The sequence below is a fragment of the Aliiroseovarius sp. PTFE2010 genome, from assembly GCF_049943335.1.
Classification (GTDB): domain Bacteria; phylum Pseudomonadota; class Alphaproteobacteria; order Rhodobacterales; family Rhodobacteraceae; genus JBNFVY01.
Genome location: NZ_JBNFVY010000001.1, coordinates 428,560 through 453,128 on the forward strand (window position 1 = coordinate 428,560; position 24,569 = coordinate 453,128).

At 61.0% G+C, this 24,569-nt stretch carries 24 protein-coding genes; 15 read left to right on the forward strand and 9 right to left on the reverse strand.

Annotation, left to right across the window (positions count from 1 at the left end; translation table 11 throughout):
* Nucleotides 1-86: 86 nt before the first annotated feature.
* The 4 genes from ACP2AV_RS02080 to ACP2AV_RS02095 all read right to left on the reverse strand — a co-directional run bounded on the left by ACP2AV_RS02080 (nucleotide 87) and on the right by ACP2AV_RS02095 (nucleotide 5,021).
* The gene (locus tag ACP2AV_RS02080) at nucleotides 87-1,265 is read right to left on the reverse strand and encodes an acetyl-CoA C-acyltransferase family protein (RefSeq protein WP_426370993.1); all 1,179 of its coding nucleotides are present in this window, start codon (nucleotides 1,263-1,265) and stop codon (nucleotides 87-89) included.
* 69 nt (nucleotides 1,266-1,334) lie between these two features.
* Entirely contained in the window at nucleotides 1,335-2,066 is a 732-nt protein-coding gene (locus tag ACP2AV_RS02085) for a metallophosphoesterase (protein ID WP_426370994.1), read from the reverse strand.
* A gap of 98 nt (nucleotides 2,067-2,164) precedes the next feature.
* The gene (serA, locus tag ACP2AV_RS02090) at nucleotides 2,165-3,757 is read right to left on the reverse strand and encodes a phosphoglycerate dehydrogenase (protein WP_426370995.1); all 1,593 of its coding nucleotides are present in this window, start codon (nucleotides 3,755-3,757) and stop codon (nucleotides 2,165-2,167) included.
* 121 nt (nucleotides 3,758-3,878) lie between these two features.
* On the reverse strand, nucleotides 3,879-5,021 hold the full coding sequence (locus ACP2AV_RS02095; protein ID WP_426370996.1) for a phosphoserine transaminase: 1,143 nt from the start codon (nucleotides 5,019-5,021) through the stop codon (nucleotides 3,879-3,881).
* Between the two features lie 146 nt (nucleotides 5,022-5,167).
* Here ACP2AV_RS02095 and serB point away from each other — a divergent pair, with 146 nt between their 5' ends.
* On the forward strand, nucleotides 5,168-6,040 hold the full coding sequence (gene serB / locus ACP2AV_RS02100; protein WP_426370997.1) for a phosphoserine phosphatase SerB: 873 nt from the start codon (nucleotides 5,168-5,170) through the stop codon (nucleotides 6,038-6,040).
* Here serB and ACP2AV_RS02105 read toward each other — a convergent pair whose 3' ends face one another.
* Entirely contained in the window at nucleotides 6,041-7,018 is a 978-nt protein-coding gene (locus ACP2AV_RS02105) for an asparaginase (protein ID WP_426370998.1), read from the reverse strand.
* Between the two features lie 178 nt (nucleotides 7,019-7,196).
* Here ACP2AV_RS02105 and ACP2AV_RS02110 point away from each other — a divergent pair, with 178 nt between their 5' ends.
* The 5 genes from ACP2AV_RS02110 (at nucleotide 7,197) to ACP2AV_RS02130 (ending at nucleotide 10,940) form a co-directional block, all read left to right on the forward strand.
* Nucleotides 7,197-7,727: an invasion associated locus B family protein gene (locus tag ACP2AV_RS02110; protein ID WP_426370999.1), complete on the forward strand. Its 531-nt coding sequence runs from the start codon at nucleotides 7,197-7,199 to the stop codon at nucleotides 7,725-7,727.
* A gap of 60 nt (nucleotides 7,728-7,787) precedes the next feature.
* The gene (rlmN, locus tag ACP2AV_RS02115) at nucleotides 7,788-8,981 is read left to right on the forward strand and encodes a 23S rRNA (adenine(2503)-C(2))-methyltransferase RlmN (RefSeq protein ID WP_426371000.1); all 1,194 of its coding nucleotides are present in this window, start codon (nucleotides 7,788-7,790) and stop codon (nucleotides 8,979-8,981) included.
* 34 nt (nucleotides 8,982-9,015) lie between these two features.
* Nucleotides 9,016-9,981, forward strand: a complete 966-nt coding sequence (locus ACP2AV_RS02120; protein WP_426371001.1) for an amidoligase family protein — start codon at nucleotides 9,016-9,018, stop codon at nucleotides 9,979-9,981.
* Complete coding sequence (locus ACP2AV_RS02125) at nucleotides 9,978-10,694, forward strand: gamma-glutamyl-gamma-aminobutyrate hydrolase family protein (protein ID WP_426371002.1); 717 nt, start codon at nucleotides 9,978-9,980, stop codon at nucleotides 10,692-10,694. The genes ACP2AV_RS02120 and ACP2AV_RS02125 overlap by 4 nt, the downstream gene beginning before the upstream one ends.
* 69 nt (nucleotides 10,695-10,763) lie before the next feature.
* Entirely contained in the window at nucleotides 10,764-10,940 is a 177-nt protein-coding gene (locus ACP2AV_RS02130; RefSeq protein WP_426371003.1) for a hypothetical protein, read from the forward strand.
* A 2-nt stretch (nucleotides 10,941-10,942) separates the two neighbouring features.
* Here the strand turns inward: ACP2AV_RS02130 and ACP2AV_RS02135 are convergent, their stop codons facing one another.
* Complete coding sequence (locus ACP2AV_RS02135) at nucleotides 10,943-11,791, reverse strand: TIGR00730 family Rossman fold protein (RefSeq protein WP_426371004.1); 849 nt, start codon at nucleotides 11,789-11,791, stop codon at nucleotides 10,943-10,945.
* A 79-nt stretch (nucleotides 11,792-11,870) separates the two neighbouring features.
* On the opposite strand from ACP2AV_RS02135, the gene dapD reads away from it, so the two are divergent.
* From dapD to ACP2AV_RS02155, 4 genes are all read left to right on the forward strand, one after another.
* Nucleotides 11,871-12,698 carry a 2,3,4,5-tetrahydropyridine-2,6-dicarboxylate N-succinyltransferase gene (gene dapD, locus ACP2AV_RS02140; protein ID WP_426371005.1) on the forward strand — a complete coding sequence of 276 codons (828 nt, stop codon included), beginning with the start codon at nucleotides 11,871-11,873 and terminating at the stop codon, nucleotides 12,696-12,698.
* A gap of 256 nt (nucleotides 12,699-12,954) precedes the next feature.
* The gene (locus ACP2AV_RS02145) at nucleotides 12,955-13,209 is read left to right on the forward strand and encodes a GlsB/YeaQ/YmgE family stress response membrane protein (protein WP_426371006.1); all 255 of its coding nucleotides are present in this window, start codon (nucleotides 12,955-12,957) and stop codon (nucleotides 13,207-13,209) included.
* A 72-nt stretch (nucleotides 13,210-13,281) separates the two neighbouring features.
* Complete coding sequence (locus ACP2AV_RS02150; RefSeq protein WP_426371007.1) at nucleotides 13,282-13,629, forward strand: hypothetical protein; 348 nt, start codon at nucleotides 13,282-13,284, stop codon at nucleotides 13,627-13,629.
* Nucleotides 13,626-14,633 (forward strand): TIGR00341 family protein, encoded by a 1,008-nt coding sequence (locus ACP2AV_RS02155; protein WP_426371008.1) that lies wholly within the window; start codon nucleotides 13,626-13,628, stop codon nucleotides 14,631-14,633. Before ACP2AV_RS02150 ends, ACP2AV_RS02155 begins: the two co-directional genes overlap by 4 nt.
* Here the strand turns inward: ACP2AV_RS02155 and ACP2AV_RS02160 are convergent.
* From ACP2AV_RS02160 to ACP2AV_RS02170, 3 genes are all read right to left on the reverse strand, one after another.
* The gene (locus ACP2AV_RS02160; RefSeq protein ID WP_426371009.1) at nucleotides 14,630-15,688 is read right to left on the reverse strand and encodes a transporter substrate-binding domain-containing protein; all 1,059 of its coding nucleotides are present in this window, start codon (nucleotides 15,686-15,688) and stop codon (nucleotides 14,630-14,632) included. The two genes, ACP2AV_RS02155 and ACP2AV_RS02160, sit on opposite strands and share 4 nt — an antisense overlap.
* A 75-nt stretch (nucleotides 15,689-15,763) precedes the next feature.
* Nucleotides 15,764-16,852 carry a Hint domain-containing protein gene (locus tag ACP2AV_RS02165; RefSeq protein ID WP_426371010.1) on the reverse strand — a complete coding sequence of 363 codons (1,089 nt, stop codon included), beginning with the start codon at nucleotides 16,850-16,852 and terminating at the stop codon, nucleotides 15,764-15,766.
* A 24-nt stretch (nucleotides 16,853-16,876) separates the two neighbouring features.
* Entirely contained in the window at nucleotides 16,877-18,448 is a 1,572-nt protein-coding gene (locus ACP2AV_RS02170; RefSeq protein WP_426371011.1) for a Hint domain-containing protein, read from the reverse strand.
* A 284-nt stretch (nucleotides 18,449-18,732) separates the two neighbouring features.
* Between ACP2AV_RS02170 and dapE the strand changes: the two genes are divergently transcribed.
* The 5 genes from dapE (at nucleotide 18,733) to ACP2AV_RS02195 (ending at nucleotide 24,561) form a co-directional block, all read left to right on the forward strand.
* On the forward strand, nucleotides 18,733-19,875 hold the full coding sequence (dapE, locus tag ACP2AV_RS02175; protein WP_426371012.1) for a succinyl-diaminopimelate desuccinylase: 1,143 nt from the start codon (nucleotides 18,733-18,735) through the stop codon (nucleotides 19,873-19,875).
* Entirely contained in the window at nucleotides 19,872-20,294 is a 423-nt protein-coding gene (locus ACP2AV_RS02180) for a GNAT family N-acetyltransferase (RefSeq protein WP_426371013.1), read from the forward strand. Before dapE ends, ACP2AV_RS02180 begins: the two co-directional genes overlap by 4 nt.
* A gap of 17 nt (nucleotides 20,295-20,311) precedes the next feature.
* Nucleotides 20,312-20,854, forward strand: coding sequence for a TIGR04282 family arsenosugar biosynthesis glycosyltransferase (locus tag ACP2AV_RS02185; protein ID WP_426371014.1), 543 nt, complete (start codon nucleotides 20,312-20,314; stop codon nucleotides 20,852-20,854).
* 41 nt (nucleotides 20,855-20,895) lie between these two features.
* On the forward strand, nucleotides 20,896-23,154 hold the full coding sequence (rnr, locus tag ACP2AV_RS02190) for a ribonuclease R (protein WP_426371344.1): 2,259 nt from the start codon (nucleotides 20,896-20,898) through the stop codon (nucleotides 23,152-23,154).
* A gap of 87 nt (nucleotides 23,155-23,241) precedes the next feature.
* Nucleotides 23,242-24,561, forward strand: a complete 1,320-nt coding sequence (locus ACP2AV_RS02195; RefSeq protein WP_426371016.1) for a lytic murein transglycosylase — start codon at nucleotides 23,242-23,244, stop codon at nucleotides 24,559-24,561.
* Nucleotides 24,562-24,569 lie beyond the last annotated feature (8 nt).

The window sequence follows — 24,569 nt, forward strand, 5'->3', positions numbered from 1 at the left end:
ATCATGATGGTTCGGGGTGAACAGGCGATTAACGAAAACGGGCGCGCTTTGGGTAAAGCGCGCCCGTGGCAGGATATTTTATCCGATCAGATGCGTTCGATCGCCAGCGCGATGCCTTGTCCGCCGCCGATGCACATGGTGATCAGCGCCTTGCTGCCGCCGATGCGGTCCAGTTCGTACATCGCCTTGACGGTGATGATCGCCCCGGTGCCGCCCACCGGGTGCCCCAGCGCGATGGCGCCGCCGTTGGGGTTCACGCGGGCCGGGTCCAGCCCCAGTTTCTTGTTCACCGCCAGCGCCTGGGCGGCGAAAGCTTCGTTCGATTCAATCACGTCGAAATCCGTGACCGACAACCCGGTGCGCTCCAGCAGGCTTTCGATCGCGGGAACCGGGCCGATGCCCATGACTTCGGGGCGCACGCCTGAATGGGCATAGCCCAGCACGCGGAACCTGGGGGTAAGCCCGGCCTTTTGCGCCGCATCGGCGCGGGCCAGAACGATCGCCCCGGCCCCGTCGTTGATGCCACTGGCGTTGCCGGCTGTGACGGTTCCGTCTTTCTGGAAGGCCGGGCGCAGGCCGGCCAAAGCGTCCAGAGTGGTGCCTGGTTTGACGTGTTCGTCGGTGTCGAACAGCACCGTCTCGCGGCGCGATTTGATTTCGACCGGGACGATCTGATCCTTGAAGTGGCCCGCTTCGATGGCCTTGGCGGCGCGCTTCTGGCTTTCCAGCGCAAAGGCGTCCTGATCGGCGCGGCTGACGTCATGTTCGCCCGCGACATTTTCCGCCGTCACACCCATGTGGCCGGTGCCAAAGGGGCAGTTCAGCGCGCCCAGCATCATGTCCTGGCCTTTGATGTCGCCCATCTTCTGGCCCCAGCGGGCGGCGGGCAGGATATGGGGGCCGCGGCTCATGCATTCTGCGCCGCCCGCCAGACCGAAGTCGGCATCGCCCAGTGCCAGGCTCTGTACGACCGATACGATGGCCTGCGCGCCCGACCCGCACAGCCGGTTCACGTTCATGGCCGGGGTTGTGTTGGGCACGCCTGCGTCCATCGATGCGACGCGGGACAGATACATGTCGCGCGGTTCGGTGTTGATGACATGACCAAAGACCACGGTGCCGATCTGCCCGCCTTCGACGCCGGACCGCTCAAGCGCGGCGCGCGATACTGTTGCGCCCAGATCAATCGGCGGGGTGCCCGCCAGCGAGCCGCCGAAAGTGCCGATGGCGGTCCGTGCGCCGCCCAGAATTACGATATCGTCCATTGAGGTCCTCCTTTTGCGTGGCGCGCAGGTTACCTGCTGCGCCGCAGCAAGGCCAGAGCAATACTGCGATCACGGCACCAGCGCAATTCGGCCCTTGTCGCTCAGCACCCAGACATCGCGGTCTTCGATCACCGCGGCGCTCAACGGGCGGCCATAGCCCGCGCCGCTGTCCAGATCGACGCGGTTGCCGAAATGCTGCGGTGCGTGCAGCGCGGTGTGGCCGTGTACCACCAGCCAGGGGTGATCCGCCTGCCAGTCCAGAAATCCGTCGCGTATCCACAACAGGTTGTCTTCGGTCTGCCAGTCCAGCGGGGCGCGCGGTTCGATCCCGGCGTGCACGAACAGAACCTTTTCGGTTTCGATATACAGCGGCAGCCCTTCGATGAAGGCCAGATGCGCTTCGGGCACGGCGGCCTGCGCGGCGCTGTAGGCTGCGCCCGGATCGGCCTCGGATGCGGTTATGCCATAGGACGCCAGCGTCGCCGTGCCGCCCAGGGCCGGATCCAGCCAGGACCGCCCGGATTTGATCTGATTGTCGTGCATCCGCCCGCTTCGCACAAAGCGGGTGAACATACGGTCGTGGTTGCCCTTGATCACCTGCCACGGGCGGCCCGCATCGCGCCCCTGCAGCAAAAAGTCCAGCACGCCGCGCACGTCGGGGCCGCGATCCACCAGATCGCCCAGATGGATCACCGGCGCGTCGCGATCGCCCGTCAGATCGCGATCCGCCTCGATCCGGCGGTGGGCGGCGCGCAGCATGTCCAGCTGCCCATGGATGTCACCGATGGCGTAATAGCGCATGATCCCTCCTTGTCGCGTGCAACCGAATGTCACCTGCAACGTAAAAGGGCCACCGGAGTTGTCCAGCGGCCCTTTCGTGAAATTTCCAAGGCGGTGTATCAGGCCTTGAAGTGCAGCGGGCGGACCTGCTGGAACAGACCGCTGTTTTTCAGCGCCTTGACCGTATCGGGCTTGATCGGCGTGTCCAGGAACGTAATGGCGATCGCGTCGCCCCCCGCATTGGCCCGCCCCAGCGTGAAGTTGGCGATGTTTTCCTCATGCTCGGCCAGCAGGGTGCCCAGTTTGCCCAGAACGCCCGGCACGTCCTTGTTGGTGGTATAGAGCATATGTTCGCCGATTTCGCTGTCGATGGTGATGCCCTTGATCTGGATGAACCGCGGCTTGCCATCCGAAAACACCGTACCGGCGATGGTGCGGTATTTTTCTTCGGTCTGGATATCCAGCTTGATGTAGCCATCAAAGACGCCCGACGCATCCTGCGTGGTCTTGGAAATCTGGATGCCGCGTTCGCGGGCAATCACAGGGGCCGACACCATGTTCACGTCCGGGTTGGCAACCTGCATGATGCCGGCGATCACAGCCGCTTCCAGCGCCTTGAGGTTCAGATCCGCAGCCACGCCGTTAAAGGTGATCTTGATCTCTTCGATCGCCTCGTCGGTGATCTGCCCGATGAAGCTGCCCAGGCTTTCGGCCAGGTTCACCCAGGGGCCCATTACCTTGGCTTCCTCGGCCGTCATCGACGGCATGTTCAGCGCGTTTTCCACCGCGCCGTCCAGCAGATAGTTCGACATCTGCTCGGCCACTTGCAGCGCCACGTTTTCCTGCGCTTCGGTGGTCGATGCGCCAAGGTGCGGGGTGCACACCACGTTGGGCAGGCCGAACAGGACGTTGTCGGTGGCCGGTTCCACGGCGAACACGTCAAACGCGGCGCCTGCGACATGGCCCGATTTCAGCAGCTCGGCCAGCGCCTCTTCGTCGACCAGACCGCCACGGGCACAGTTGATGATGCGCACGCCCTTCTTGGTCTTGGCCAGGTTTTCCTTGGACAGGATGTTGCGGGTGCTGTCGGTCAGCGGCACGTGCAGGGTGATAAAGTCGGCGCGCTTGAGCAGGTCATCCAGCTCCACTTTCTCTACGCCGATTTCAGCCGCGCGTTCTTCGGACAGGAAGGGATCATAGGCGACGACCTTCATCTTCAGCCCCAGGGCGCGGTTGCACACGATGCCGCCGATGTTGCCCGCGCCGATCACGCCCAGCGTCTTGGCGGTCAGCTCGACCCCCATGAACTTCGACTTTTCCCATTTGCCCGCGTGGGTCGACGCGCTGGCTTCGGGGATCTGGCGGGCCACCGCGAACATCATCGCGATGGCGTGTTCGGCGGTGGTGATCATGTTGCCGAAAGGCGTGTTCATCACGATCACGCCTTTTTTCGACGCGGCTTCCTTGTCGACGTTGTCGGTGCCGATGCCTGCGCGGCCAACCACTTTCAGGTTGTCGGCCTTTTCCAGCAGCGTCGGGGTGACCTTGGTGGCTGAACGAATGGCCAGGCCGTCGTATTTGCCGATCACCTCGGCCAGCTTGTCCTTGTCCTTGCCCAGTTCGGGCATGAAGTCGACGTCGATGCCGCGGTCGCGGAAGATCTGGACGGCGGTTTCGGACAGTTTGTCAGAGACGAGAACTTTAGGTGCCATGGGTCGTTTCCTAATCGAGCGTTAAGGGTCTGTCGGGCAATTTGCCCGACACATAGCCGACGGTGTGCAGACGGGTTGCAGACAGATCGCAGACGCGTTGCCGACACCGGTTTCGGCGGGTTTACTGGGCTGCGATTTCCGCCTCAAAGGCGTATTCCAGCCAGGGCATCAGCGCCTCAAGGTCCGCGGTTTCCACCGTGCCACCGCACCAGATGCGCAGGCCCGCAGGGGCATCGCGATAGGCGCCAATGTCCAGCGCGACATTTTCGTCGCCCAGCCGTTTTGCGACCGATTTTGCAAAGGCTGCGCCGTCCTTGATGCGCGCGTCGGTGAATTTCAGACACACGCTGGTGGTCGATGCGGTTGCCGGATCAATGGCAAGGTTGGCGATCCAGTCGTGGGCCTCGCAGAAGTCCCAGATCACCTTGGCATTGGCATCGGCGCGGGCGATCAGGCCGGTCAGACCGCCGACCGATTTGGCCCATTCCAGCGCTTGCAAATAGTCTTCGACGGCCAGCATCGAAGGGGTATTGATCGTTTCACCGCGGAAGATACCTTCGATCAGCTTGCCGCCTTTGGTCATGCGGAAGATCTTGGGCAAAGGCCAAGAAGGTGTATAGGATTCAAGACGTTCCACAGCGCGCGGTGACAGGATGATCATCCCGTGCGCGGCTTCTCCGCCCAGAACTTTCTGCCAGCTGAAGGTGGTGACATCCAGTTTGTCCCACGGCAGATCCATCGCGAATGCGGCGCTGGTGGCGTCGCAGATGGTCAGCCCCTCGCGCGTGGCAGGGATCGCGTCGCCGTTGGGCACGCGCACGCCTGACGTGGTGCCGTTCCAGGTGAAAACGACGTCGGTGTCAAAATCAACGGTGGCCAGATCGACGATCTCGCCATAGTCGGTGGTTTTTACATCGGCGTCGATTTTCAGCTGCTTGACCACGTCGGTCACCCATCCGGCGCCAAAGCTTTCCCAGGCGACCATCGTGGCCTTGCGTGCGCCCAGAAGCGACCACATGGCCATTTCCATCGCGCCGGTGTCAGAGGCGGGCACAATGCCGATCTTGTAGTCGGCAGGCACGCCAAGAATTTCGCGGGTCGTCTCGATCGCGGTTTTCAGCTTGTCCTTGCCAACCGCCGCCCGGTGCGAACGCCCAAGGGCGGCATCGCTAAGCTTATCAAGAGAAAAGACAGGGGGTTTGGCACAGGGGCCAGAAGAAAAGCGCGGATTTGCCGGGCGCGCGGCCGGAGCTTGAATAGCCATTGCTGGTATCCTTCCAGATATATGCCCTTCGTTGGGGAAGGGTGTCCCGCCGCCGCATCTAGTGGCCGCGCGGCTCTGGTGCAAGCGAAATTATCACGATAAGAGGCGGAAAATTCGCTGCATCCAATTCTCTGAAAGACCGCCCCATGTTTGTTGTCACCCTTCTGACCGATCCCGCCAGACCCGCGCTTGACCGCGCCGCCGTCGAAGCGTTGCGCGATGCGTGGGGCGGGGGGCAGGCGCATTGGCTGGCCGTGGGGGAAGCGGCAGAATTTGCCGTGGAAACAATACCTTCCAACCGGTGGGACGTTTGGCAGGCACTGCAGGCGCAGGGTATCGATCTGGTCGTGCAGCCGGCTGAAAACCGGCGCAAGAAGATGCTGTTGGCCGATATGGACAGCACCATGATCCAGCAGGAATGCATCGACGAGCTGGCCGATGTTGCCGGCGTGGGCGCGCGCGTGAAGGACATTACCGCCAAGGCCATGAACGGCGAGTTGGACTTTGACGGCGCGCTGAAAGAGCGGGTCGCGCTGTTGGCCGGTCTGCCCGAGTCGGTCATCGGCGAGGTTCTTGAAACCCGCATCAGCCTGATGCCCGGCGCGCAAGAGTTGTTGCGCACGATGAAGGAAAACGGTGCCTATTGCGCGCTGGTGTCGGGCGGGTTCACCGCCTTCACCGCGCATATCGCGGCCGTGCTGGGGTTCGACGAAAACCGCGCCAACACGTTGTTGACGCAGGACGGCAAACTGACGGGCAAACCCGGCCTGCCGATCCTAGGGCGCGAAGCCAAAGTGCAGGCGCTGGAAGAGATCACCGCGCGTCTGGGCCTGACACATGGGGATGTGCTGGCGGTGGGCGACGGCGCGAACGATCTGGGCATGCTCAAGATCGCCGGCGCAGGCGTTGCGTTGCACGCCAAACCGTCAGTCGCCGCGCAATGCGACATCCGCATCAACCATGGTGACCTGACTGCATTGCTCTACATTCAGGGCTATGCCAAGACAGACTTCGCCTGATCAGCGCAACGCTGGGCCGGGGCGGGTATAGCCGGTTTCGATCCCGCGCCAATTCGTATCGACGGGTGCCATGCGTTTGATTGCCGCCGGGTGCGCCGGATCCAGCGCCCCAAGTTTCACAAGGATCGCGGCAATGGCGCATTCGGCTGCGCGTGTCGCACCGTCAGCAGCTTTCAGCGCTACGCCCAGGCCTTTTTCCGGCAGAATCGCGATGTAGACGCCCTCGGCGCCGGTCTTGACCACGGCGCGCCCGTCCATGGCCAGCATCAATTCGGTGCAGGCGCGCCCCTGGCCCGCCACCAACAGCGGATGTTTGGCCATCGCATCGACCAGCCGCGCCTTGGCGCCGTCGCGGTCGACCGCGAACCGCGCCATGGCCCGCGCGATACCGTGCAGCGAGGACGCGAAATTGGGCGCCGAGCAGCCATCAATGCCAAAGCCGGGCGATGCCTGGCCTGTCACGTCTTCAAACCGTTCTTTGATTGTGCGCTGCAGGGGGTGATCGGGATCAACATACTCGGGCCCGGCGCCCGCGTGCTGCACCCAGGTCAGGAACCCGGCGTGTTTCCCCGAGCAATTGTTGAAGAACTGACAGGGCGAGTCGTCTGAACACAGCAGATCTTTCCTGGCCGCGCTGTCCCACGGCGCGTGCGCCCCGCAGCGCAGGTCGGTTTCGGACAGGCCCAGCCCGTGCACCCAATCGCGGGCCAATCCGGAATGGACCGGCGCGCCCGAATGCGATGCGCAGGCCAAAGCCAGATGATCGCTGCGCAACCCGGCCGCATCCGCCGCGCCGCTTTCGACAAGCGGCAGCGCTTGGATCATCTTGACGGATGACCGTGGCAGCACGGTCTTGTCCGGATTGCCCCAGGCCTGCGCGATTTCGCCCGCCGCATTGCACACCACCGCGTCGCCCATATGCACCGATTCAAGGAACGGGCCACGCCAAAGTTCGGCCAAGACGATTGCTTCTGTCATGGGAAATCCCTCTGTTCACAAGTCAGCGAAATCCTGCTGGCGGGGGCTTCCACCCTCTGAGTGTTTCGCGTTAGGGTGCGCTTATCGTTTTCAGTTTGGGTCTGTCCAACCAAAAGTCCGCATCAGACGGCGAAGGGACACGACCCGAGGCAGAGACAGCCCACGGCTGCAAGGAGCAATGACAGTGCGTATTTCCCGCTTGGTTTTCGCGTTTTCGATGATGTTGGCCGGGGTCGCAACGGCGCAAGAGAGTCAGAATGTTGTCGGTTCGAACACCGATTGGTATGTCTTTGAAGAACAAACCCCGTCCAAGCAATGCTGGGTGGTGTCATCGCCCAAGGAAACCGTGAACACCGATGCGCAGGGGCGGATCAAGTCGGTGCGTCGCGGCGATATCATGCTGTTCGTCAGCTATGCGCCCGCCAACAAGGTCAATGGCCAGGTGTCCTTCGCGGGGGGATATCCATTCGCCAGTGGCTCGGAGGTGGATATGGAGATAGGCGGAACCGTCTTCAAGCTGTTCACCGATGGGGAAACCGCCTGGGCCGCATCGCCTGAGGAAGACGCCAAGATCATCGGCGCCATGAAGCGCGGCGTCAACGCCACGTTGCAGGGCCGATCCTCGCGCGGGACGGTGACCCGGGACACGTTTTCTTTGCTGGGGTTCACCGCGTCGGTGGAAGACGCCGGACGGCGCTGCGGTTCGTAAACCTTTCGCGCACGCAGCGAATCCCCTATATAGCGGGCTTCTTCAGCCCGGAGCATTGCCATGTCGGCCCAGGATCAGCAGGCCTCTGCGCCTATCACTCAGGATGTTCTGACCATCCCGCGCAAGGCGGTTGATGGCCCCAGGAACCTTGTCGGCTTGACGCGCGATCAGCTGCGCGAGGCGCTGTTATCCGTCGGAACCCCTGAAAAGCAGGCCAACATGCGCGTCGGCCAGATCTGGCAGTGGGTGTACCAAAAGGGGGTGCGCGACTTTGATCTGATGACGAACCTGGCCAAGGGGTACCGGGCCCAGCTGAGTGAAAACTTTGTGATCGAAGTGCCCGAGGTCGTCTCAAGACAGGTCTCCGATGACGGCACCCGCAAATACCTGATGCGCATCGCCGGGGGACATGAGGTCGAGACCGTCTATATCCCCGAAAGCGATCGCGGCACCCTGTGTGTCTCGTCCCAGGTTGGATGCACGCTGACTTGTTCCTTCTGCCACACCGGCACGCAAAAACTGGTGCGCAACCTGACGGCGGGTGAAATCGCCGGGCAGGTCATGGTGGCCCGCGACGATCTTGGGGAATGGCCCGAACCGGGTGCCAACCCCGCCGATGTACCGCGGCTGCTGTCGAATGTGGTGCTGATGGGAATGGGTGAGCCGCTCTATAATTTCGACGCGGTGCGCGATGCGATGAAAATCACGATGGACCCGGAAGGTATCAGCCTGTCACGTCGCAGGATCACCCTGTCGACCAGTGGGGTGGTTCCCGAAATCGCCAGAACGGCCGAAGAGATCGGTTGCCTGCTGGCCATCAGTTTCCACGCAACCACAGACGACGTTCGCGACAAGCTGGTGCCAATCAACAAGAAGTGGAACATCGAAACGCTGCTGGCCACGCTGCGCGAGTATCCGCGCCTGTCCAACAGCGAACGGATCACGTTCGAATACGTCATGCTCAAGGATGTGAACGACAGCGACGAAGACGCGCGCCGTCTGGTCAAGCTGATTGCGGGCATCCCGGCCAAAATAAACCTGATTCCGTTCAACGAATGGCCTGGCGCCCCCTATCAGCGCAGCGACAAGGATCGGATCGAGGCGTTTTCCAACATCGTTTACAACGCCGGTTATGCCAGCCCGATCCGGACCCCGCGCGGCGAAGACATCATGGCGGCCTGCGGCCAGTTGAAATCCGCAACCGAACGCGCCCGCAAGAGCCGCGCTCAAATTGCCGCCGAGGCCGGGCAATAGGGAACTTTTTGGGGTTTTGTTGCGTTGGGCCTATATGACGAGTCTAATGACGTTTCCCGCCCTGCCAACCCCTGGCAATGCCGACGGACAACCGCGCCGGACCGGTGTCGAGATTGAGTTTGGCGACATCTCGCAAGATGAGGCTGCCAAAATCTGCCAGAAGGAAGTGGGCGGCCAGATCGACTGTGATGAGACCGGGTGCGTTCTGAAAAACAGCGAAATCGGGGATATCCAGATCTACCTCGACACCGCTTTGCGAAAATCTTCGTCGACTGCGATCAAAAAGATGGGGTTGGAACTGGGGGGTGACATCATCCCGGTGGAACTGGTGAGCGAGCCGTTGGACTATAGGGGTTTGGCGCTGCTGGATCGGGTCCGCGCCGCATTGCGTGACCACGGGGCGGTCGGCACGCATGAAGGCTGGCTCTTGGGTTTCGGAGTTCACCTGAACGTCGAAATCGTCAGTGATGACAGTGCCGATATCGTGCGCCCGCTTCTGGCCTTTGCCCTGATCGAAGACTGGCTGCGCCATGAAAACCCGATTGATGCGTCCCGCCGCGTCCTGCCGTTTACCGCGCCTTATCCAACGGATTTCGTAGCGCGCCTGTGCAAGGCGGGGCCGGCCGCGGACTGGCGCGATGTGATGCGCATCTACCTGGACGAAACACCTTCGCGCAACCGTGGTCTCGATATGTTGCCGATTTTCGAATGGCTGGATGCGGATGCGGTGCACGCGGCATTCAAAGGCAAGAATTCGCCCCGTCCCGCCTTTCATTTTCGTCTTCCCGATTGTCGGATCAATGAGCCCGACTGGAGCCTGCGTGACGGATGGGACACCTGGTGCCTGGTGGAACGGATCGCTTTGGATGACGCGCTCTTGGATCGGTTGTCGCGCGAATGGCAAGACCATCATGGCCCCATCACGCTGATCCGTGCCAATTGGGCCAGGCGGTCAGAGGTGATCTTGCGCGAAACCGTTCTGGAAGGGGCGCGCTCATGAGGCCCGTGATCGGGGTGTCGACATCCCGCAGATCAGGGTGGCGCATCTTTCCTTTGATGGCGTTGAACGTGTGGATTGCCGGCGGGCAAGCGACCCGCTGGGTCGTGGGCCGCGATGCCGATGTCAGCGCCGTGGACGGTGTCATCATCGGGGGTGGCGATGATATTTCGCCCCAGCTGTATGGCGGCGAATTAGTCGCCACGGCGCGGCTGGACCCGGACCGCGATGCCATGGAACGGCGTATCGTCGACGCGGCCTTTGATCAGGGCAAGCCGGTGTTGGGGATTTGTCGCGGTGCGCAAATGCTGAATGTCACACTGGGCGGCACGTTGCATCAGGACGCCTATGGCATGTTCACCGACAGCCGCTTTGTCAAAACGATCCTGCCGCGCAAAACGGTCTATCCAGAAACCGGCAGCAGGTTGGCGGCGCTGGTCCAGAACGATCCAATGAAGGTCAACGCCCTGCACACGCAGGCGGTGCACCAGTTGGGCGAAGGCCTGCGGGTTGCCGCGCGCGACGAAGGCGGCATGATCCAAGGGATCGAAAGAACACGTGACCCCTTTGCCCTGGGTGTCCAGTGGCATCCCGAACACCTGTTTTACGCCCGGCGCAACCGCATGCTGTTCCATGCCTTGGTCGCGGCGGCGATTGCGGGGGCAAAAACCAAAGATCAGCTGTCCGCTGTGGGCGATACGGCGCAGGTTGGTTAATTCCGACCTGCATTAAGTAATCCTTCACTGATGTGCTGTAGTTTAACGGGCATGGAAAAGATGACATTCATGCTGCCAGATACAACCGTGGAAATGCTCGTGCATGTAGCGCGCAAGCGGGGCGTCAATTTCGGGGACGTGATCCGTGATGCTGTGATGCATGAGTTTATATCGAGTCTCGGCGACGACGGACCAAAGCAGATCAATCTGCCGCCCCTGGACCTGTCGCCTTCGAAACTGGCCTAAGTTCACCGCCCCGGGATGTCGCTGCGTGTTTCGCTGGCCCCGTCCCAGTCGTCGATCGCTTGAACAGCTTCTTCAGCGGTTTCGACGAACTTGAACAACTCTAAATCAGCAACCGAAATGGTGCCTGCGTCGGCCAGCGCATCCCAGTTGATGATTTTCTCCCAGAACGCACGCCCAAAGAGCAGGAACGGCACCTTTTGCATGCGCCCGGTCTGGATCAGGGTTAGGGTTTCGAACATTTCGTCCAAAGTGCCGAAGCCCCCAGGAAATACCGCAATCGCCCTGGCCCGCATCAGAAAGTGCATCTTGCGGATACCGAAATAGTGAAAGTTAAAGGCCAGTGATGGCGTGACGAATTCGTTCGGGGCCTGTTCGTGTGGCAGGACAATGTTCAAGCCGATGGACACGCCGTCAGCGTCCGCCGCGCCGCGGTTGCCAGCTTCCATCACGCCCGGACCGCCACCCGTTACAATCACGTTATGGCGGTGTCCGTCCTTTTTCGAACGCTCGGTCATGATGCGGGCAAAATCGCGCGCCTCGTCATAGAACTTTGCCAGGTCCGCCAAGGTCTGGGTGCGTGCTTTGTCCTTGTCGGCGGGGCGTGGAATGCGCGCACCGCCAAACAGAACGATTGTGCTTTCAATCCCCGCCTCGCTCATCAACAATTCGGGCTTTAGCAATTCAAGCTGCAGGCGCACGGGACGCAGTTCGTCCCGGCACATGAAATCGCCGTCTGTAAACGCCAACCGGTAGGCTGGCGAACGCGTTTGCGGTGTGTCCGGTATCTGCCGCGCGGTTTCGATATCCTCGTGGCTATCGCGGAGGGGGTGGCGGCGGGGATCGTGTTCCATAAGGTCTCTCGGATTGCGCGTCGGTCGGACTGTCACTATAGCGTTCCGCCAACCGATGCCAATGAATTGGAGACGCGACATGTCAAACGCCCAGCTTGAAACCGCCATCGAAGCCGCGTGGGAAGCCCGCGACACGATCACCCCCGCCACGACCGGCGAAACCCGCGAGGCGATCGAAGACACGCTCAATGCGCTGGACGGCGGCGCGCTGCGTGTGGCCGAAAAACAGGACAACGGCAGTTGGCATGTCAACCAGTGGGCGAAAAAGGCCGTTCTTCTGGGCTTTCGAATCAAGGACATGGAAGAACAAGCGGGCGGCCCGCAAAATGGCAGTTGGTGGGACAAGGTCGACAGCAAATTCAAAGGGTGGGGCGAAAACCAATGGCAGGCCGCGGGGTTCCGCGCCGTGCCCAACACTGTCGTCCGCAAGAGCGCATATATCGCGCCGGGCGTCGTGCTGATGCCGTCTTTCGTGAACCTTGGCGCCTATGTCGATGAAGGCACGATGGTCGACACCTGGGCGACCGTGGGCAGCTGCGCCCAGATCGGCAAGAACGTGCACCTGTCAGGCGGCGTGGGCATCGGCGGTGTGCTGGAACCCATGCAGGCCGGCCCGACCATCATCGAAGACAACTGCTTCATCGGGGCGCGGTCCGAAGTGGTCGAAGGGTGTATTGTCCGCGAAGGTTCAGTTCTGGGCATGGGTGTGTTCATCGGCCAGTCGACCAAGATCGTCGACCGTGAGAGCGGCGAGGTCATGTATGGCGAGGTGCCGCCCTATTCGGTGGTCGTGGCGGGCTCGATGCCGTCCAAGAACGGGATCAATCTCTATTGCGCGGTCATTGTGAAGCGCGTCGACGAACGAACCCGCAGCAAGACCGGGATCAACGAGCTTCTGCGCGACTGATCGAAACGACCCGAATTGACGAGGGGGGCTGGCCTGGCGGTCAGCCCTTTTTCTTTGGGGGTATCGCCGGCGGGGTGCCGCCCGCAAACCCCTTCGGCGACATGGCGCAGGCCTGGATGTTCAGTGAAAACCACGCCATTGCAGAAATTCATCATGCGGCCTTTTTCGTCGGAAAAAACCGATTTGACGGGCCGAGGGAACAATTTGTGCGCTTCGTGCGTTCATATCAGAGAAACCGAGACAGAAAGGACAGATCATGCAAGGACTTGGGTGGCTTGCTGCAATCATCGTCGGTGCTTTGGCCGGCTGGGTTGCGGAAAAAATCATGAAAACGGATCACAGCCTGTTGGTGAATATTGCCTTGGGCATCGTTGGCGCACTGCTATTGAACTGGCTGCTGCTGGCCGTGCTGGGAAGTACCCTGGGTGGCTGGATCGGCCAACTGATTGTTGGGATTATCGGGGCGTGCATTCTGATCGCATTGGGCCGCCTGGTTCGGGGCAGAGCCTGACCTTAACTCTCGACCAGCGCGACGGTTTCGTGCGACATGGGTGCCGAGCAAACATTCTCTGGAACCAGACATATGCCCGACACACCTGCCAAGAAACCGTCGCGCCAACAGGTCTTTACGCTGGTGGTGCAAGTGGGCCGAAAAAGCGGTGATGGCTTGCCCAAGGACGCGACGGGCGGGGCCTTGATGGTATTTGCCAGCGGCGTCGATGAAGCAGAAGCGGTGCGCGAAACCGTGGCCGTGCTCAAGCAGGCCGACTTGGCCCCACTTGATGTCACAGGCTACGGTACGCTGGCCGATCGCATGTCGGAAGGTCACGAAATTTCCGATGAAGAACGCGATCTCATGCAACGGGCGCTGGACGAGAATTCGGTGGTTGTCGTGCAAATGACCCCGTTCTTCAAAGATCAGAACGAATGAGCGAACGCGTCATTCAGGTTATTGCGGATTCGGATCAAATCGATGCCGTCTGCGAAACTTTGAAAGATTTGCCACCCCACCATTGGTGGCGCCTTCCCAAGGAAGAAGAAAGCGGCCGGCAGATGGTGTTCATCAGCCTGCACAAGGCTGACGCGCAGGATGTCATCGATTCAATCTCAGAGGTACTGGAGGGCAGCGACAACTGGCGCATGTTCTCTATGCCGGTCGAGGCGGCTTTGCCCGAAACTGACGACGAGGACGAACAGGAACGGTTCGCCCGCATGGAAACCGTCAACACCCGCGAAGAGATCTATGCCGATATTCGGCAGGGAACGGCCCTGACGCTGGACTACCTGATCATGACCGCAATCGCGACCTGCGTTGCCGCTATCGGATTGTCTTCGGGGCAGGTGGCCGTCGTGATTGGCGCCATGGTTATCGCCCCGCTTCTGGGGCCGGTGCTGGCGTTTGCGTTTGGGTCTGCGGTCGGAAATATCCCGCTGCTTTGGGTTTCCTTGCGCTCATTGGCAGCGGGGCTGGTGGTCGCCGCATTGGTGGGCGGCGCACTGGGCATGATCCTGCCCGGGAATCCGGACACATCCATGATGGACTTTTCCGGCGCGCTATCGCTGCGCACCGTTGCCCTTCCACTGGCGTCTGGCGCGGCGGCGGCGCTGATGGTTGCAGGCGGGCAGACCCATGCCCTGGTCGGGGTTATGGTCGCGGCGGCGCTTTTGCCGCCACTGGCCGCTTTCGGGTTGTTGCTGGGCGGCGGGGACACGGGCGGCGCCGTTCGCGCCTTGGCGACGGTAGTGACGAATATCGTGTCGATCAACCTGGCCGCTCAGGTCGTGTTTCTGGCCAAGGGAATCCAGCCAAGGCGTTGGCTGGGTAAGAACCATGTCAGTTCAGTTCGGGTCACCATCGGGGCGTCAGCCGCGCTTGTCATCGCGATGGCTGCCGGGCTGTGGGCGGCGGGACATGGTTACCTTTTCGGGATTTAATTCATAGCAGACAACGCGCCGAACCACTTGCGGTAGATGCGCGCATAGGTGCCATCTTCGCGGATCTTGAGAAGGCTCTGATTGATCTGTTCGGCAAGTGGGCTGCCAGATGGCAACGCGATCCCATAGTTTTCGCGGAGGAACATGTTTCCGACCAGTGTCGCTTCGTGATTGGTCTGGGTGCTGGCGTAGAACGCCAGGATTGGCGCGTCAAAGACAACTGCGTCCAGCGCCCCTGCTTCGAAGTCGGTAAACAGTTCGTCCAGTCCGACATACGATGCGTAGCGCATATCGCGGGCGTCCAGGAAATTGGCCGAGGTGGAATTCGCAATTGTGCCCACCGATTTACTGTACAGATCATTGAGATCATTCACGTTGCTCTGGATCGCATCGACCGTGATTGCTGCGGTGATCTTGGCCACGAAGATTGACACAAGAAACAGGGACGAAATCACCATGAATACGCCGAACAGCCGCCCGAATGGCGAGCGCGGCATGCGTTCTTCAAAGCCGCCGTTCACGATCAGGTTGAGTGCCCACCAAAACGACGGAAAGAGCGCCCCCCGGGCGTCATGATCGAAGTAGGGCTGCGCGTTTCGTTCGAAACGCCACATCAGCATGCCGCTGCCCAACAACAATGCGAACGCAGCGATGACCGCCAAGATCAGATCACGCGAAAGAATGATATCCCAGATCGAACTGGCCCCGCCGTTGCTGGGGACCATGATTTGCAGGCCGCTCTCGAAGATCGGCTGCGAGAAATCCATTACAAGTTCCCGCGCCGCCGTGATCGAAATATTGGCAATGGCGGCATCGGCCTGCCCGGTTTCCACCAATTCCAGCATGTCGGAAAACACGTCCACGCGCTGATACTCGTACGTAACCCCCAGATCCTTCGCCACCTCGTCCCAAAGCTCTAGCGAAAAACCGGTATCGTTGCCGCCCTCGACCAGTGAAAAGGGCGCCCGCGTGATGGTGGCAATTGTCAGGTCTTGCCCAAACGCATGCGTTGCCCAAGCGCAGAGCGCCAAGGCCAATAGTATCAACCGTTTCATTCAAATCCCCAGATTCGATACAAAGGTATCGCACGAAACGGGGTTGGCTGCCAACAGGGCGTGCCTGTTCCCGTCTCATGCCGTCAAGGCGGACACCAGGGCAATCGTTTCATAGTTTTTCAGGACGGGGCGGGCCAGTTGTTTGTGATGGGGCACGGCAGTCGATGGCAGATCTGCCAATGGTGTGCTCGCCAACAACAGGGGCGCAGATGCAAGGCGCCCGACAAACAGGCTTTCGCTATGCGCCCCGTTTGTTTCCAGAAGTTCGTGGTTGTCCAGCAAGATATGAAAAAATCGGCGCAGACCCGGACCTTGGACAAGGTCTGCGCTGGCACTGGACAGCAGGTGGCGCGCTTCTACAAGAACCGTGTCATTGCCGAACAGGTATTCCGCCTCGGTTCCTGCAACGACGATACGATGGTCCTGCGCCACGCACAGATCCTGCGCCAGTCCGAAGAAAGGTGCGCGAAGGCGGATCGGCGCGAAATACCCTGCACAAGGCACTTCGCGCATGGTCAGCCAGCGGATCGGGGCCAGGTCCCCCGCGGCTGTTCGCACCAAGTCACCGCGCCGCAGGTTTTCAACCAGTGTCGGCCCATGCTGGGTGGTCACACGCGTGCCCGATGCCAGCCCTGGCATCAGCCCGACAGGTTCGACGCTGTTCGATACGGCAAACAGAGTGACGCCGTTGTCAAAGAACGCGCGCCCCTTGTCGTTGACCAGTTCGGCAAGCGTTTTGGCGCGAAGTGGCGGAAGCTCGGTTATATCGGTCTGCGTGATGACGGCGTTGTCCAGATCCTCGATGCTCAGGCGGCCGGTCCGGGCTGGGGCATCCCAACTGAGTGTAATTCGCAATCGGCAGTCCGTTGACACGGACGGCATGGCCACGGTTGCACTGCGCGAGATTTTGCCCTGGTGCAAGGCAACGCTCAGGGATTGCGACGGCAGCACTGAAATGTCCAAGGTAAAAGCCCAATCGCCCTGGTCGCTGTAAGACAATAGGACCGTGCCATCCTTTGCGCCGGTGTTGCGGGTTTCGATGATCATCGACCCGGTCGGCACCAGGCAGTTGGGATCGGCCATGGACCGCTTTAGCGGCGTCGGGAACCCTTTGTCCGGTGTCAGAGACGGTCTGAAGAAATCATTGATACCAATCCAGCTCATGTGGGGGCCCTCCAAGTATCCGGGTCAAGCGGCACGTACGGTACCAACCAGGGCTTGCGCTTCGTAGGTGCGCAGCATCCTGCGGGCGGCGGGGGAATACCCATCGCCGGTGGCCGGGTTCAATTCGGGGAAGAGCGCACAGATTTCGTCCAGCGCATCTTGTTCGAACTGGCCAAGAACATGCGGCCCGGGCAGGAAGCTTTCGGTCAGCATGCCTTGGGACCAGATCACCTGATGTCGGTCGAAAAGAACGTGGACGTAGTCTACCTCGCCGCCTTCTGCGGGCCGGACAGTCAGGTCATTCACCAGGTCTTTCGCGGCAACCAGAACCTCGGTTTCACCGAACAACAGGTCGGCGCGTTCGTCTTGCAGCAAGATGCGATGCTGCGGCGAAACCAGCAGGTCGCGGTGCGCCCCGAACGTTCCGGCAGCAATGCGGATCGGTGCAAATTGGCCCGTTGCAGCTACCGTGCGGCGACCAAGCCAACGCACGGGCTGGGCGCCATCGTCGTGGGTCATGACCAAAGTGCCGGGCGTCAGGCTTTCCACTGGTCGTTCACCGTCGGGCGTCATGATCATCGTGCCGGCCACGAAACAAGGGATTGTGTTCAGCGTGACAAAACCGATGTCGGTTTCACCGGCGCTGCTTGCAACCTCGTAGGTGAACAGGATCTCTTCTTCATCGCCGTCGGCGGCAACCTGAAAGGTTCCGTCGGCGTTCAGTGTGATTTGTTGACCCGTTGCAAGGGTCACCGTATCGCCGGCCACAACTGCCACGCCGTTGATATGGGTGATGGTCAGCGTGCCGCCGGTGGAATTGGAATCATTGGCCAGCACATCGAGCGTTTTCGACCCGTTGATTACAAGGTCCAGCATGTCATCATTCGCGATCAGTTCGGTCTGGATGGATCCACTTGAAATCATCAGGTTGGAATCGAACGCGGAATCGCCCACGTCTGCAATGCCGATCCGGATCGAATTCACCTCGCCGGGGATGACCGGGATGATCAACTTGAGCGTGATGGTGAACCCGTCCATTTCGGTGTTAAAGGCGTCTTGGGTGTTGTCGACGAACAGGTTGTAGTGGCTGGTCATGTTGATGTTGTCGACGCTGGTATCGCCAACCGTCACCGGCACGACAGACCCGTTCGACCAGACCCCGACCATGTCGTTGAACGCAGACCCGACATATTCGGGGTATTCTTCGGACAGGAACACAAAGTTCATTGTCAGAACATCGCTATCGGGAATGATATCCACATCCAGAAAGGACGCATCAAAGGTCCGGTTGCCGGCCAGATCGTCGAATTCGTCCATCCCGTTCGGACCACGCGAGCTTGACGTTGTGTTGCTGCTTCGGTTTGCCTCGCCCCAGGAACTCGTAATCTTCTCTGCCTGACCAGTCGACAGAATGACGCCCGTGTCGCTTGGGGCCACGCCCGGCATGATACTGTCAGCATTGGTGTAGATGCCCGAAGAGCGGCTGTCGCCGGTGTAAGACGCCCCGACCACAGCAACGCCGTCACCAAATATTGTGTCCGCCATCTGAAGCGCCGACGCGCTTTCGTTGATCGATAATTCCGACGCCCTGACCATGCCTGCCTCCGGTTCTTTTTCGCAGGCAGGACAAAACACGCCAAGCGCAATGCGCCTGGAACAGCGTTGAAAACTACTCGGTGGTGGAACCTTTTGGCTCCGATGCCCTGCCTCAGAGCCCTTATTGTTGCCGGAACGCTGCCACAGCATCTGCAGTTTGTTAACAAAAACTTAAGTCTGCCCTTTCGGTTGTTGATCGCAATGTCACCCGATGGCCACAGCGATTGCGCGGCGCGCGCCATGGGGATAAGCCTGTCACTGGCCCACCAGAACAGGACCCTGACATGACAACCGATCCAGTAGATCTGACTGCGCGACTGATCCGCTGCCCGTCCGTGACCCCTGTCGAGGGCGGCGCGCTTGAGCTCTTGGAAGGCGTGCTGAGCGACGCCGGATTTGACTGCACCCGTGTGGACCGCGGCGGCACGCCGAACCTGTTTGCCCGGTGGGGGGAAAAGGGCGCGAAACGGTCTTTCGGGTTCAACGGGCACACCGATGTCGTCCCCATCGGCGACGAAACGGCATGGACGCATCCCCCGTTTTCGGCGCACATCGCCGACGGCGAACTTTGGGGGCGCGGGGCGCAGGATATGAAATCGGGCGTGGCGGCATTTGTTGCGGCTGCCGTCGATTTCGTCACTCAGGAGCCGCCGGACGGCGCGGTGATCGTAGCGATCACCGGCGACGAAGAAGGGGATGCGACAGATGGGACGATCGCGCTGCTCGACTGGATGGCGCAAGAAGGCGAACGCATGTCCGTCTGTCTGGTGGGCGAACCGACCAGCCCCGACCACATGGGCCAGATGATCAAGATTGGTCGCCGTGGTTCGCTCACAGCGTTTTTCACGGTCAAGGGCAAGCAAGGCCATGCCGCCTATCCGCATCGTGCACTGAACCCATTGCCGGCGGTGGCGCGGTTGATGGACCGGTTGGCCAGCCACGAACTTGACACTGGCACCGATCACTTCGATCCGTCGACATTGGCCATTACGACGATTGATACCGGCAATCCGGCCACGAATGTCATCCCCGCGCAGGCCAAAGCGACGATCAATATACGGTTCAACGACGCGCACACCGGCGCGCAACTGCAGAGCTGGCTAAAGCGCGAAGCCGACCGCATCCAAGATGAATTCGGCGTGGTCGTCGATCTGGAATTCAAACTGTCGGGCGAAAGCTTTCTGACCCCGCCCGGCGCGTTTTCCGATTTGGTCAGCTCTGCCGTGCTGGCCGAAACCAATCATCGCCCCGAACTTTCGACGACAGGGGGCACGTCCGATGCGCGGTTCGTCAAGGATCATTGCCCGGTTGTAGAATTCGGCCTTGTGGGCAACCGAATGCATCAGGTCGACGAACGCGTTCCGGTCGAGCAGATCGAAACACTGAAACGCATATACCTGCGGATGCTGCGGGACTATTTCGCATGACGCTCGACATTGGTCAGACGCAGGATATTGCGGCGTGCCGTGCGCTACGCTTCACCGTGTTTGTAGATGAACAGAACGTCCCGCCAGAAGAAGAGATCGACGACCTCGACGATGCCGCGATCCACATGATTGTGCGTCGCGATGGGAAGCCGGTTGGCACAGCGCGGATGCTGATCCAGGGCGATACCGGCAAGATCGGCCGGGTCTGCGTGCTTGCCTGCGAACGCGGTCGCGGCACCGGCGCGGCGTTGATGCAGGCGTGTCTGGATCGGCTGCAGGACGAACCTGACGTGGTCCGGGCCAAACTGTCCAGCCAGACCCACGCGATTGCCTTTTACGAAGCCCTGGGTTTCAGCGCCTACGGACCCGAGTACGATGATGCGGGCATCCCGCACCGCGATATGGTGCGCGAACTTTGAAGCCGACTGTCGTTGTCATGGTGAAAGAACCGCGGCTGGGTCGGGTCAAGACCCGGCTGGCGCGCGATATCGGTGCGGTTCGGGCCACCTGGTGGTTTCGCCATCAGGTGGCGCATTTGTTGCGGCGGATTGACGATCCGCGTTGGCGGGTCGTTCTGGCGGTGGCGCCCGACCGGGCGATGGATGCGCGGGTGTTCCCCCCCCGGCTTCCCAGGATCGCGCAGGGTGGCGGCAACTTGGGCGACCGTATGGCCCGGGTGTTTGACGCGGCCCGTGCCCCGACCCTGATTATCGGCGCTGACATCCCAGGGGTTGACCGCGCAGCCATCGCGGACTGCCTGTCCAGGTTGCGCAGTCACGACGCTGTGCTGGGCCCCGCGCTGGATGGCGGGTTCTGGGCCATCGGCCTGCGCCACCCTGGGCGGCGGCATCGCACCCTGTTCCAAGATGTGCGTTGGTCCAGCGAACATGCGCTGGCCGACACCGAAGCAACAATGCAAGGGCTTTCGATTGCCTACGGGCCGCCCTTGCGTGACGTGGATGGCGCGGACGATCTGTGATTGTCATGGCAGTGGCACGATGGCCGTGCTACCTGACGGGCATGACCCAGTTGCCGACAAAAGAGCAGATCCTGCAATGGATCGCGGACAACCCGACCCTGACTGCCAAACGCGACATAGCAAAGGCCTTCGGGATAAAAGGTTCCGACCGGATTGATCTGAAACGCACCCTCAAAGAGCTTGAGGCCGAAGGGCACCTGCGAAAGCGGGGCAAGACCTATCGCGATCCGGACAAGCTGGCGCCGGTGTCGGTGCTGCAGGTCCAAGAGCCGGATGCGCAGGGCGATCTGTTCGCCAAACCGCTGGAATGGCATGGCGACGGGCCCGAACCCCGCATCTTGGTGATTGAACGCACCGCCGATGCCGCGCTTGGCGCCGGGGACCGTATTCTGGCACGTCTGACCGAAGTCAAAGGCGACTCGCATGCCTACGAAGCCCGGTTGATCCGCAAGATCGGCACCAATCCCAAGAAGCTGCTGGGCATTTTTCGAAAAGGCTCGGAAGGTGGGCGGATCGTCCCGATTGACAAAGGCTCGGACCGCGAATGGATCGTCAAGGCCGGTCAGGAACACGGCGCCAAGGATGGCGAGCTGGTCGAGGCCGAGCAAGCCGGACCGCGCGGGCGCATGGGGCTACCACTGGCGCGTGTGGTAAGCCGGCTGGGCGATCCCAGTGCGCCCAAGGCCGTGTCGCTGATCGCGATCCACGAATACGGCATTCCCGATGAATTCCCAGACGAAGCTATCGCCGAAGCAGACGCGGCCAAACCGGCAGGCCTGAAAGGGCGCGAGGATCTGCGCAAGCTGCCGTTCGTCACCATTGACCCGCCCGATGCACGCGATCGCGACGACGCGGTGCTGGCCATGCCCGACGACGATCCGCTCAACCCCGGGGGCCATGTCATCTGGGTCGCCATCGCCGATGTGGCCTATTATGTGACGCCGGGCTCGGCGCTCGATCGTGAAGCATACCGGCGCGGGAATTCCAGTTACTTCCCGGACCGCGTTGTGCCGATGTTGCCCGATCGCCTGTCGGGTGATTTGTGCTCTCTGCATGAAAATGTTCCGCGTGCTGTAATTGCCGTGGAAATGGTGATTGACGCCAAAGGGCAGAAAAAGCGCCACCGGTTCGTGCGCGGCATGATCAATTCGGTCGCGTCGCTGGCCTATGCTGAGGTTCAGCAGGCGCAGGACGGCCAGCCAAATGAAAAGACTGCGCCGCTGGTCGAGCCGATCATCAAGCCACTGTTTGCCGCATACGAGGCCTTGAAACGCGCGCGCGAAGATCGCCAGCCCCTCGAGCTGGATCTGCCAGAACGCCGGATCGAATTGTCAGAAAATGGGCGGGTGACGTCGGTCGCGTTTTACGAACGTTACGACGCACACAAGCTGATCGAAGAATTCATGGTGCTGGCAAATGTTGCCGCCGCCGAAGAGCTATTCCAGCGCCGTCACCCGCTGCTGTTTCGCGTTCACGAAGAACCCAGCCCCGCCAAACTGGAAGCACTGCGCGAAGTCGCGCAGGCCAGCGGGTTCAACCTGGCCAAAGGGCAGGTGCTGCAGACCCGTCATCTGAACAACCTTCTGGATCAGGCCGAAGGCAGCGACCAGGATGAACTGATCAACATCAGCACGTTGCGCTCGATGACCCAGGCCTATTATCACCCGGAAAACCTGGGCCACTTCGGATTGGCGCTGCGCTCTTATGCGCATTTTACCTCGCCCATTCGCCGCTATGCCGATCTGATCGTGCACCGCGCCCTGATTGCCGCGCATGGGTGGGGGGACGATGGGCTCAGCCAGTCCGACATAGATCGCCTTGAGCAGACCGCCCAGCACATTTCGGAAACCGAACGCCGGTCGATGATGGCCGAACGCGACACGACCGACCGCTATCTTGCCGCTTATCTGTCCGAACGGGTGGGAAATGAGTTTTCTGGCAGGATCAGCGGCATCCAGAGGTTCGGCGCGTTCGTGAAGCTGGACGAAACCGGTGCGGATGGTCTGATCCCGATCCGCGAGATTGGTCACGAATATTTCCACTACGACCGCGAGGCGCAGACCCTCATGGGGGCTGACAGCGGGCGGATGATCGAAATCGGACAGCGTGTTCTGGTCCGGCTGGCCGAAGCGGTACCCGTGACAGGTGGCCTGATGCTGGAACTGCTGGAAATCGAAGGCGAATCCATGCCGCGTCCGGGCCCATCGAAAGCGCGCGGGCGTCCCGCCCGACGCAAGGGCGCAAAGGCCAAACGCAAGTCGGACAAGACCAAACGCAAGGTGTCGCGTCGGCGCAAATAGGCGGACGTCTGGGGGTCACTGCAAGTTTGGTTTGTCCCGGCGGCGGAATCGCTTAGGCTGGGTGAAAACAACACGAGCAGGTGTTTCATGATGAATTGGGTTTGCGCCGCCTTCGCGACGGTCTTTGCGATTTCGGCTTCGGGGGTTCAGGCAACGGGATTGGATCGATCGCCGCTCCCTGTGCCACGTCCGGTGATTGCACTGGCGCCGCCTTTGGCCCCGATGGCCAAGCCACAGGCACGGCCGGCAGAACCAGAGGCGCGTGTCGTGCGCGCCTCAGCCAATGCAGGGTTTGATCGCTGGATCGAAGGGTTCAAATCACGCGCTCGCGCCAAGGGTATTTCGAATTCCACCCTGAATACGTCCTTTCGTGCGGTTCGCTACAATACCGGGGTCATCCAGAAAGACCGCCATCAGAGCGAATTCACGAAACAGATCTGGGACTATCTGGATAGCGCCGCCTCGCCCACGCGCATCAAGAACGGGCAGGCGGCCTTGCGCCGGCATTCCCGTGTGCTTGACCAGATCGAAGCCAGATACGGTGTCGACAAGGAAGTTGTGGCAGCGGTTTGGGGCTTGGAAAGCGCCTATGGCGAACACCGCGGGGACATTCCGATCATCGAAGCACTGGCAACGTTGGCCTACGATGGACGGCGCGGCAAGTTTTTCGAAGCGCAATTGATCGCGGCATTGCAGATCATCCAGGCAGGCGACGTAGCGCCGCGCAACATGACTGGTTCATGGGCCGGGGCCATGGGGCACACGCAGTTCATCCCGACCTCTTATCTTGCTTATGCTGTCGATTTCACCGGCGACGGAAAACGCGATATCTGGTCGGACAACCCGGCAGACGCACTGGCGTCCACGGCGGCCTATTTGGCGCGATTTGGCTGGCGCCTGGGGCAGCCTTGGGGGGTCGAAGTGCGATTGCCGCGCGGGTTTGACTATTCGCAGGCCAGCCGGAGTATCACCCGGTCGCCGGGGCAATGGGCGCAACTTGGCGTCACGGGGCTGGATGGGCAGGCTGTGCCCAACTACGGCAAGGCGTCGATCCTTTTGCCTGCGGGGTCTGCGGGCGCTGCCTTTATGATCTTTGACAATTTCGCGGTGATCGAAAAATACAACAAGGCGGACGCTTACGTGATCGGTGTTGGTCACCTGTCGGACCGGCTACGCGGTGGGCCACCCATCCAGGCCAGCTGGCCACGCGGTTACAAACCGATCTCGTTCGCGCAGAAGAAAGAAATGCAGCGTCTTTTGCGCCGAAAGGGGTTCGAGCTGGAGAAGATTGACGGGATCATCGGCCCGAATACGATCAATGCGATCCGAGCGTTTCAGCGTAGCGCGGGCGTGACACCGGACGGATATGCCAGCCAAGAGCTGCTGGGCCTGCTGCGCCGCCGATGAAGGTCAGC

Bases quoted from the DNA above. Each gene is read 5' to 3' on its own strand.
- ACP2AV_RS02080 (WP_426370993.1), bottom strand. From the start codon at position 1,265: ATGGACGATATCGTAATTCTGGGCGGCGCACGGACCGCCATCGGCACT.
- ACP2AV_RS02085 (WP_426370994.1), bottom strand. From the start codon at position 2,066: ATGCGCTATTACGCCATCGGTGACATCCATGGGCAGCTGGACATGCTG.
- serA (WP_426370995.1), bottom strand. From the start codon at position 3,757: ATGGCACCTAAAGTTCTCGTCTCTGACAAACTGTCCGAAACCGCCGTC.
- ACP2AV_RS02095 (WP_426370996.1), bottom strand. From the start codon at position 5,021: ATGGCTATTCAAGCTCCGGCCGCGCGCCCGGCAAATCCGCGCTTTTCT.
- serB (WP_426370997.1), top strand. From the start codon at position 5,168: ATGTTTGTTGTCACCCTTCTGACCGATCCCGCCAGACCCGCGCTTGAC.
- ACP2AV_RS02105 (WP_426370998.1), bottom strand. From the start codon at position 7,018: ATGACAGAAGCAATCGTCTTGGCCGAACTTTGGCGTGGCCCGTTCCTT.
- ACP2AV_RS02110 (WP_426370999.1), top strand. From the start codon at position 7,197: ATGACAGTGCGTATTTCCCGCTTGGTTTTCGCGTTTTCGATGATGTTG.
- rlmN (WP_426371000.1), top strand. From the start codon at position 7,788: ATGTCGGCCCAGGATCAGCAGGCCTCTGCGCCTATCACTCAGGATGTT.
- ACP2AV_RS02120 (WP_426371001.1), top strand. From the start codon at position 9,016: ATGACGAGTCTAATGACGTTTCCCGCCCTGCCAACCCCTGGCAATGCC.
- ACP2AV_RS02125 (WP_426371002.1), top strand. From the start codon at position 9,978: ATGAGGCCCGTGATCGGGGTGTCGACATCCCGCAGATCAGGGTGGCGC.
- ACP2AV_RS02130 (WP_426371003.1), top strand. From the start codon at position 10,764: ATGCTGCCAGATACAACCGTGGAAATGCTCGTGCATGTAGCGCGCAAG.
- ACP2AV_RS02135 (WP_426371004.1), bottom strand. From the start codon at position 11,791: ATGGAACACGATCCCCGCCGCCACCCCCTCCGCGATAGCCACGAGGAT.
- dapD (WP_426371005.1), top strand. From the start codon at position 11,871: ATGTCAAACGCCCAGCTTGAAACCGCCATCGAAGCCGCGTGGGAAGCC.
- ACP2AV_RS02145 (WP_426371006.1), top strand. From the start codon at position 12,955: ATGCAAGGACTTGGGTGGCTTGCTGCAATCATCGTCGGTGCTTTGGCC.
- ACP2AV_RS02150 (WP_426371007.1), top strand. From the start codon at position 13,282: ATGCCCGACACACCTGCCAAGAAACCGTCGCGCCAACAGGTCTTTACG.
- ACP2AV_RS02155 (WP_426371008.1), top strand. From the start codon at position 13,626: ATGAGCGAACGCGTCATTCAGGTTATTGCGGATTCGGATCAAATCGAT.
- ACP2AV_RS02160 (WP_426371009.1), bottom strand. From the start codon at position 15,688: ATGAAACGGTTGATACTATTGGCCTTGGCGCTCTGCGCTTGGGCAACG.
- ACP2AV_RS02165 (WP_426371010.1), bottom strand. From the start codon at position 16,852: ATGAGCTGGATTGGTATCAATGATTTCTTCAGACCGTCTCTGACACCG.
- ACP2AV_RS02170 (WP_426371011.1), bottom strand. From the start codon at position 18,448: ATGGTCAGGGCGTCGGAATTATCGATCAACGAAAGCGCGTCGGCGCTT.
- dapE (WP_426371012.1), top strand. From the start codon at position 18,733: ATGACAACCGATCCAGTAGATCTGACTGCGCGACTGATCCGCTGCCCG.
- ACP2AV_RS02180 (WP_426371013.1), top strand. From the start codon at position 19,872: ATGACGCTCGACATTGGTCAGACGCAGGATATTGCGGCGTGCCGTGCG.
- ACP2AV_RS02185 (WP_426371014.1), top strand. From the start codon at position 20,312: ATGGTGAAAGAACCGCGGCTGGGTCGGGTCAAGACCCGGCTGGCGCGC.
- rnr (WP_426371344.1), top strand. From the start codon at position 20,896: ATGACCCAGTTGCCGACAAAAGAGCAGATCCTGCAATGGATCGCGGAC.
- ACP2AV_RS02195 (WP_426371016.1), top strand. From the start codon at position 23,242: ATGATGAATTGGGTTTGCGCCGCCTTCGCGACGGTCTTTGCGATTTCG.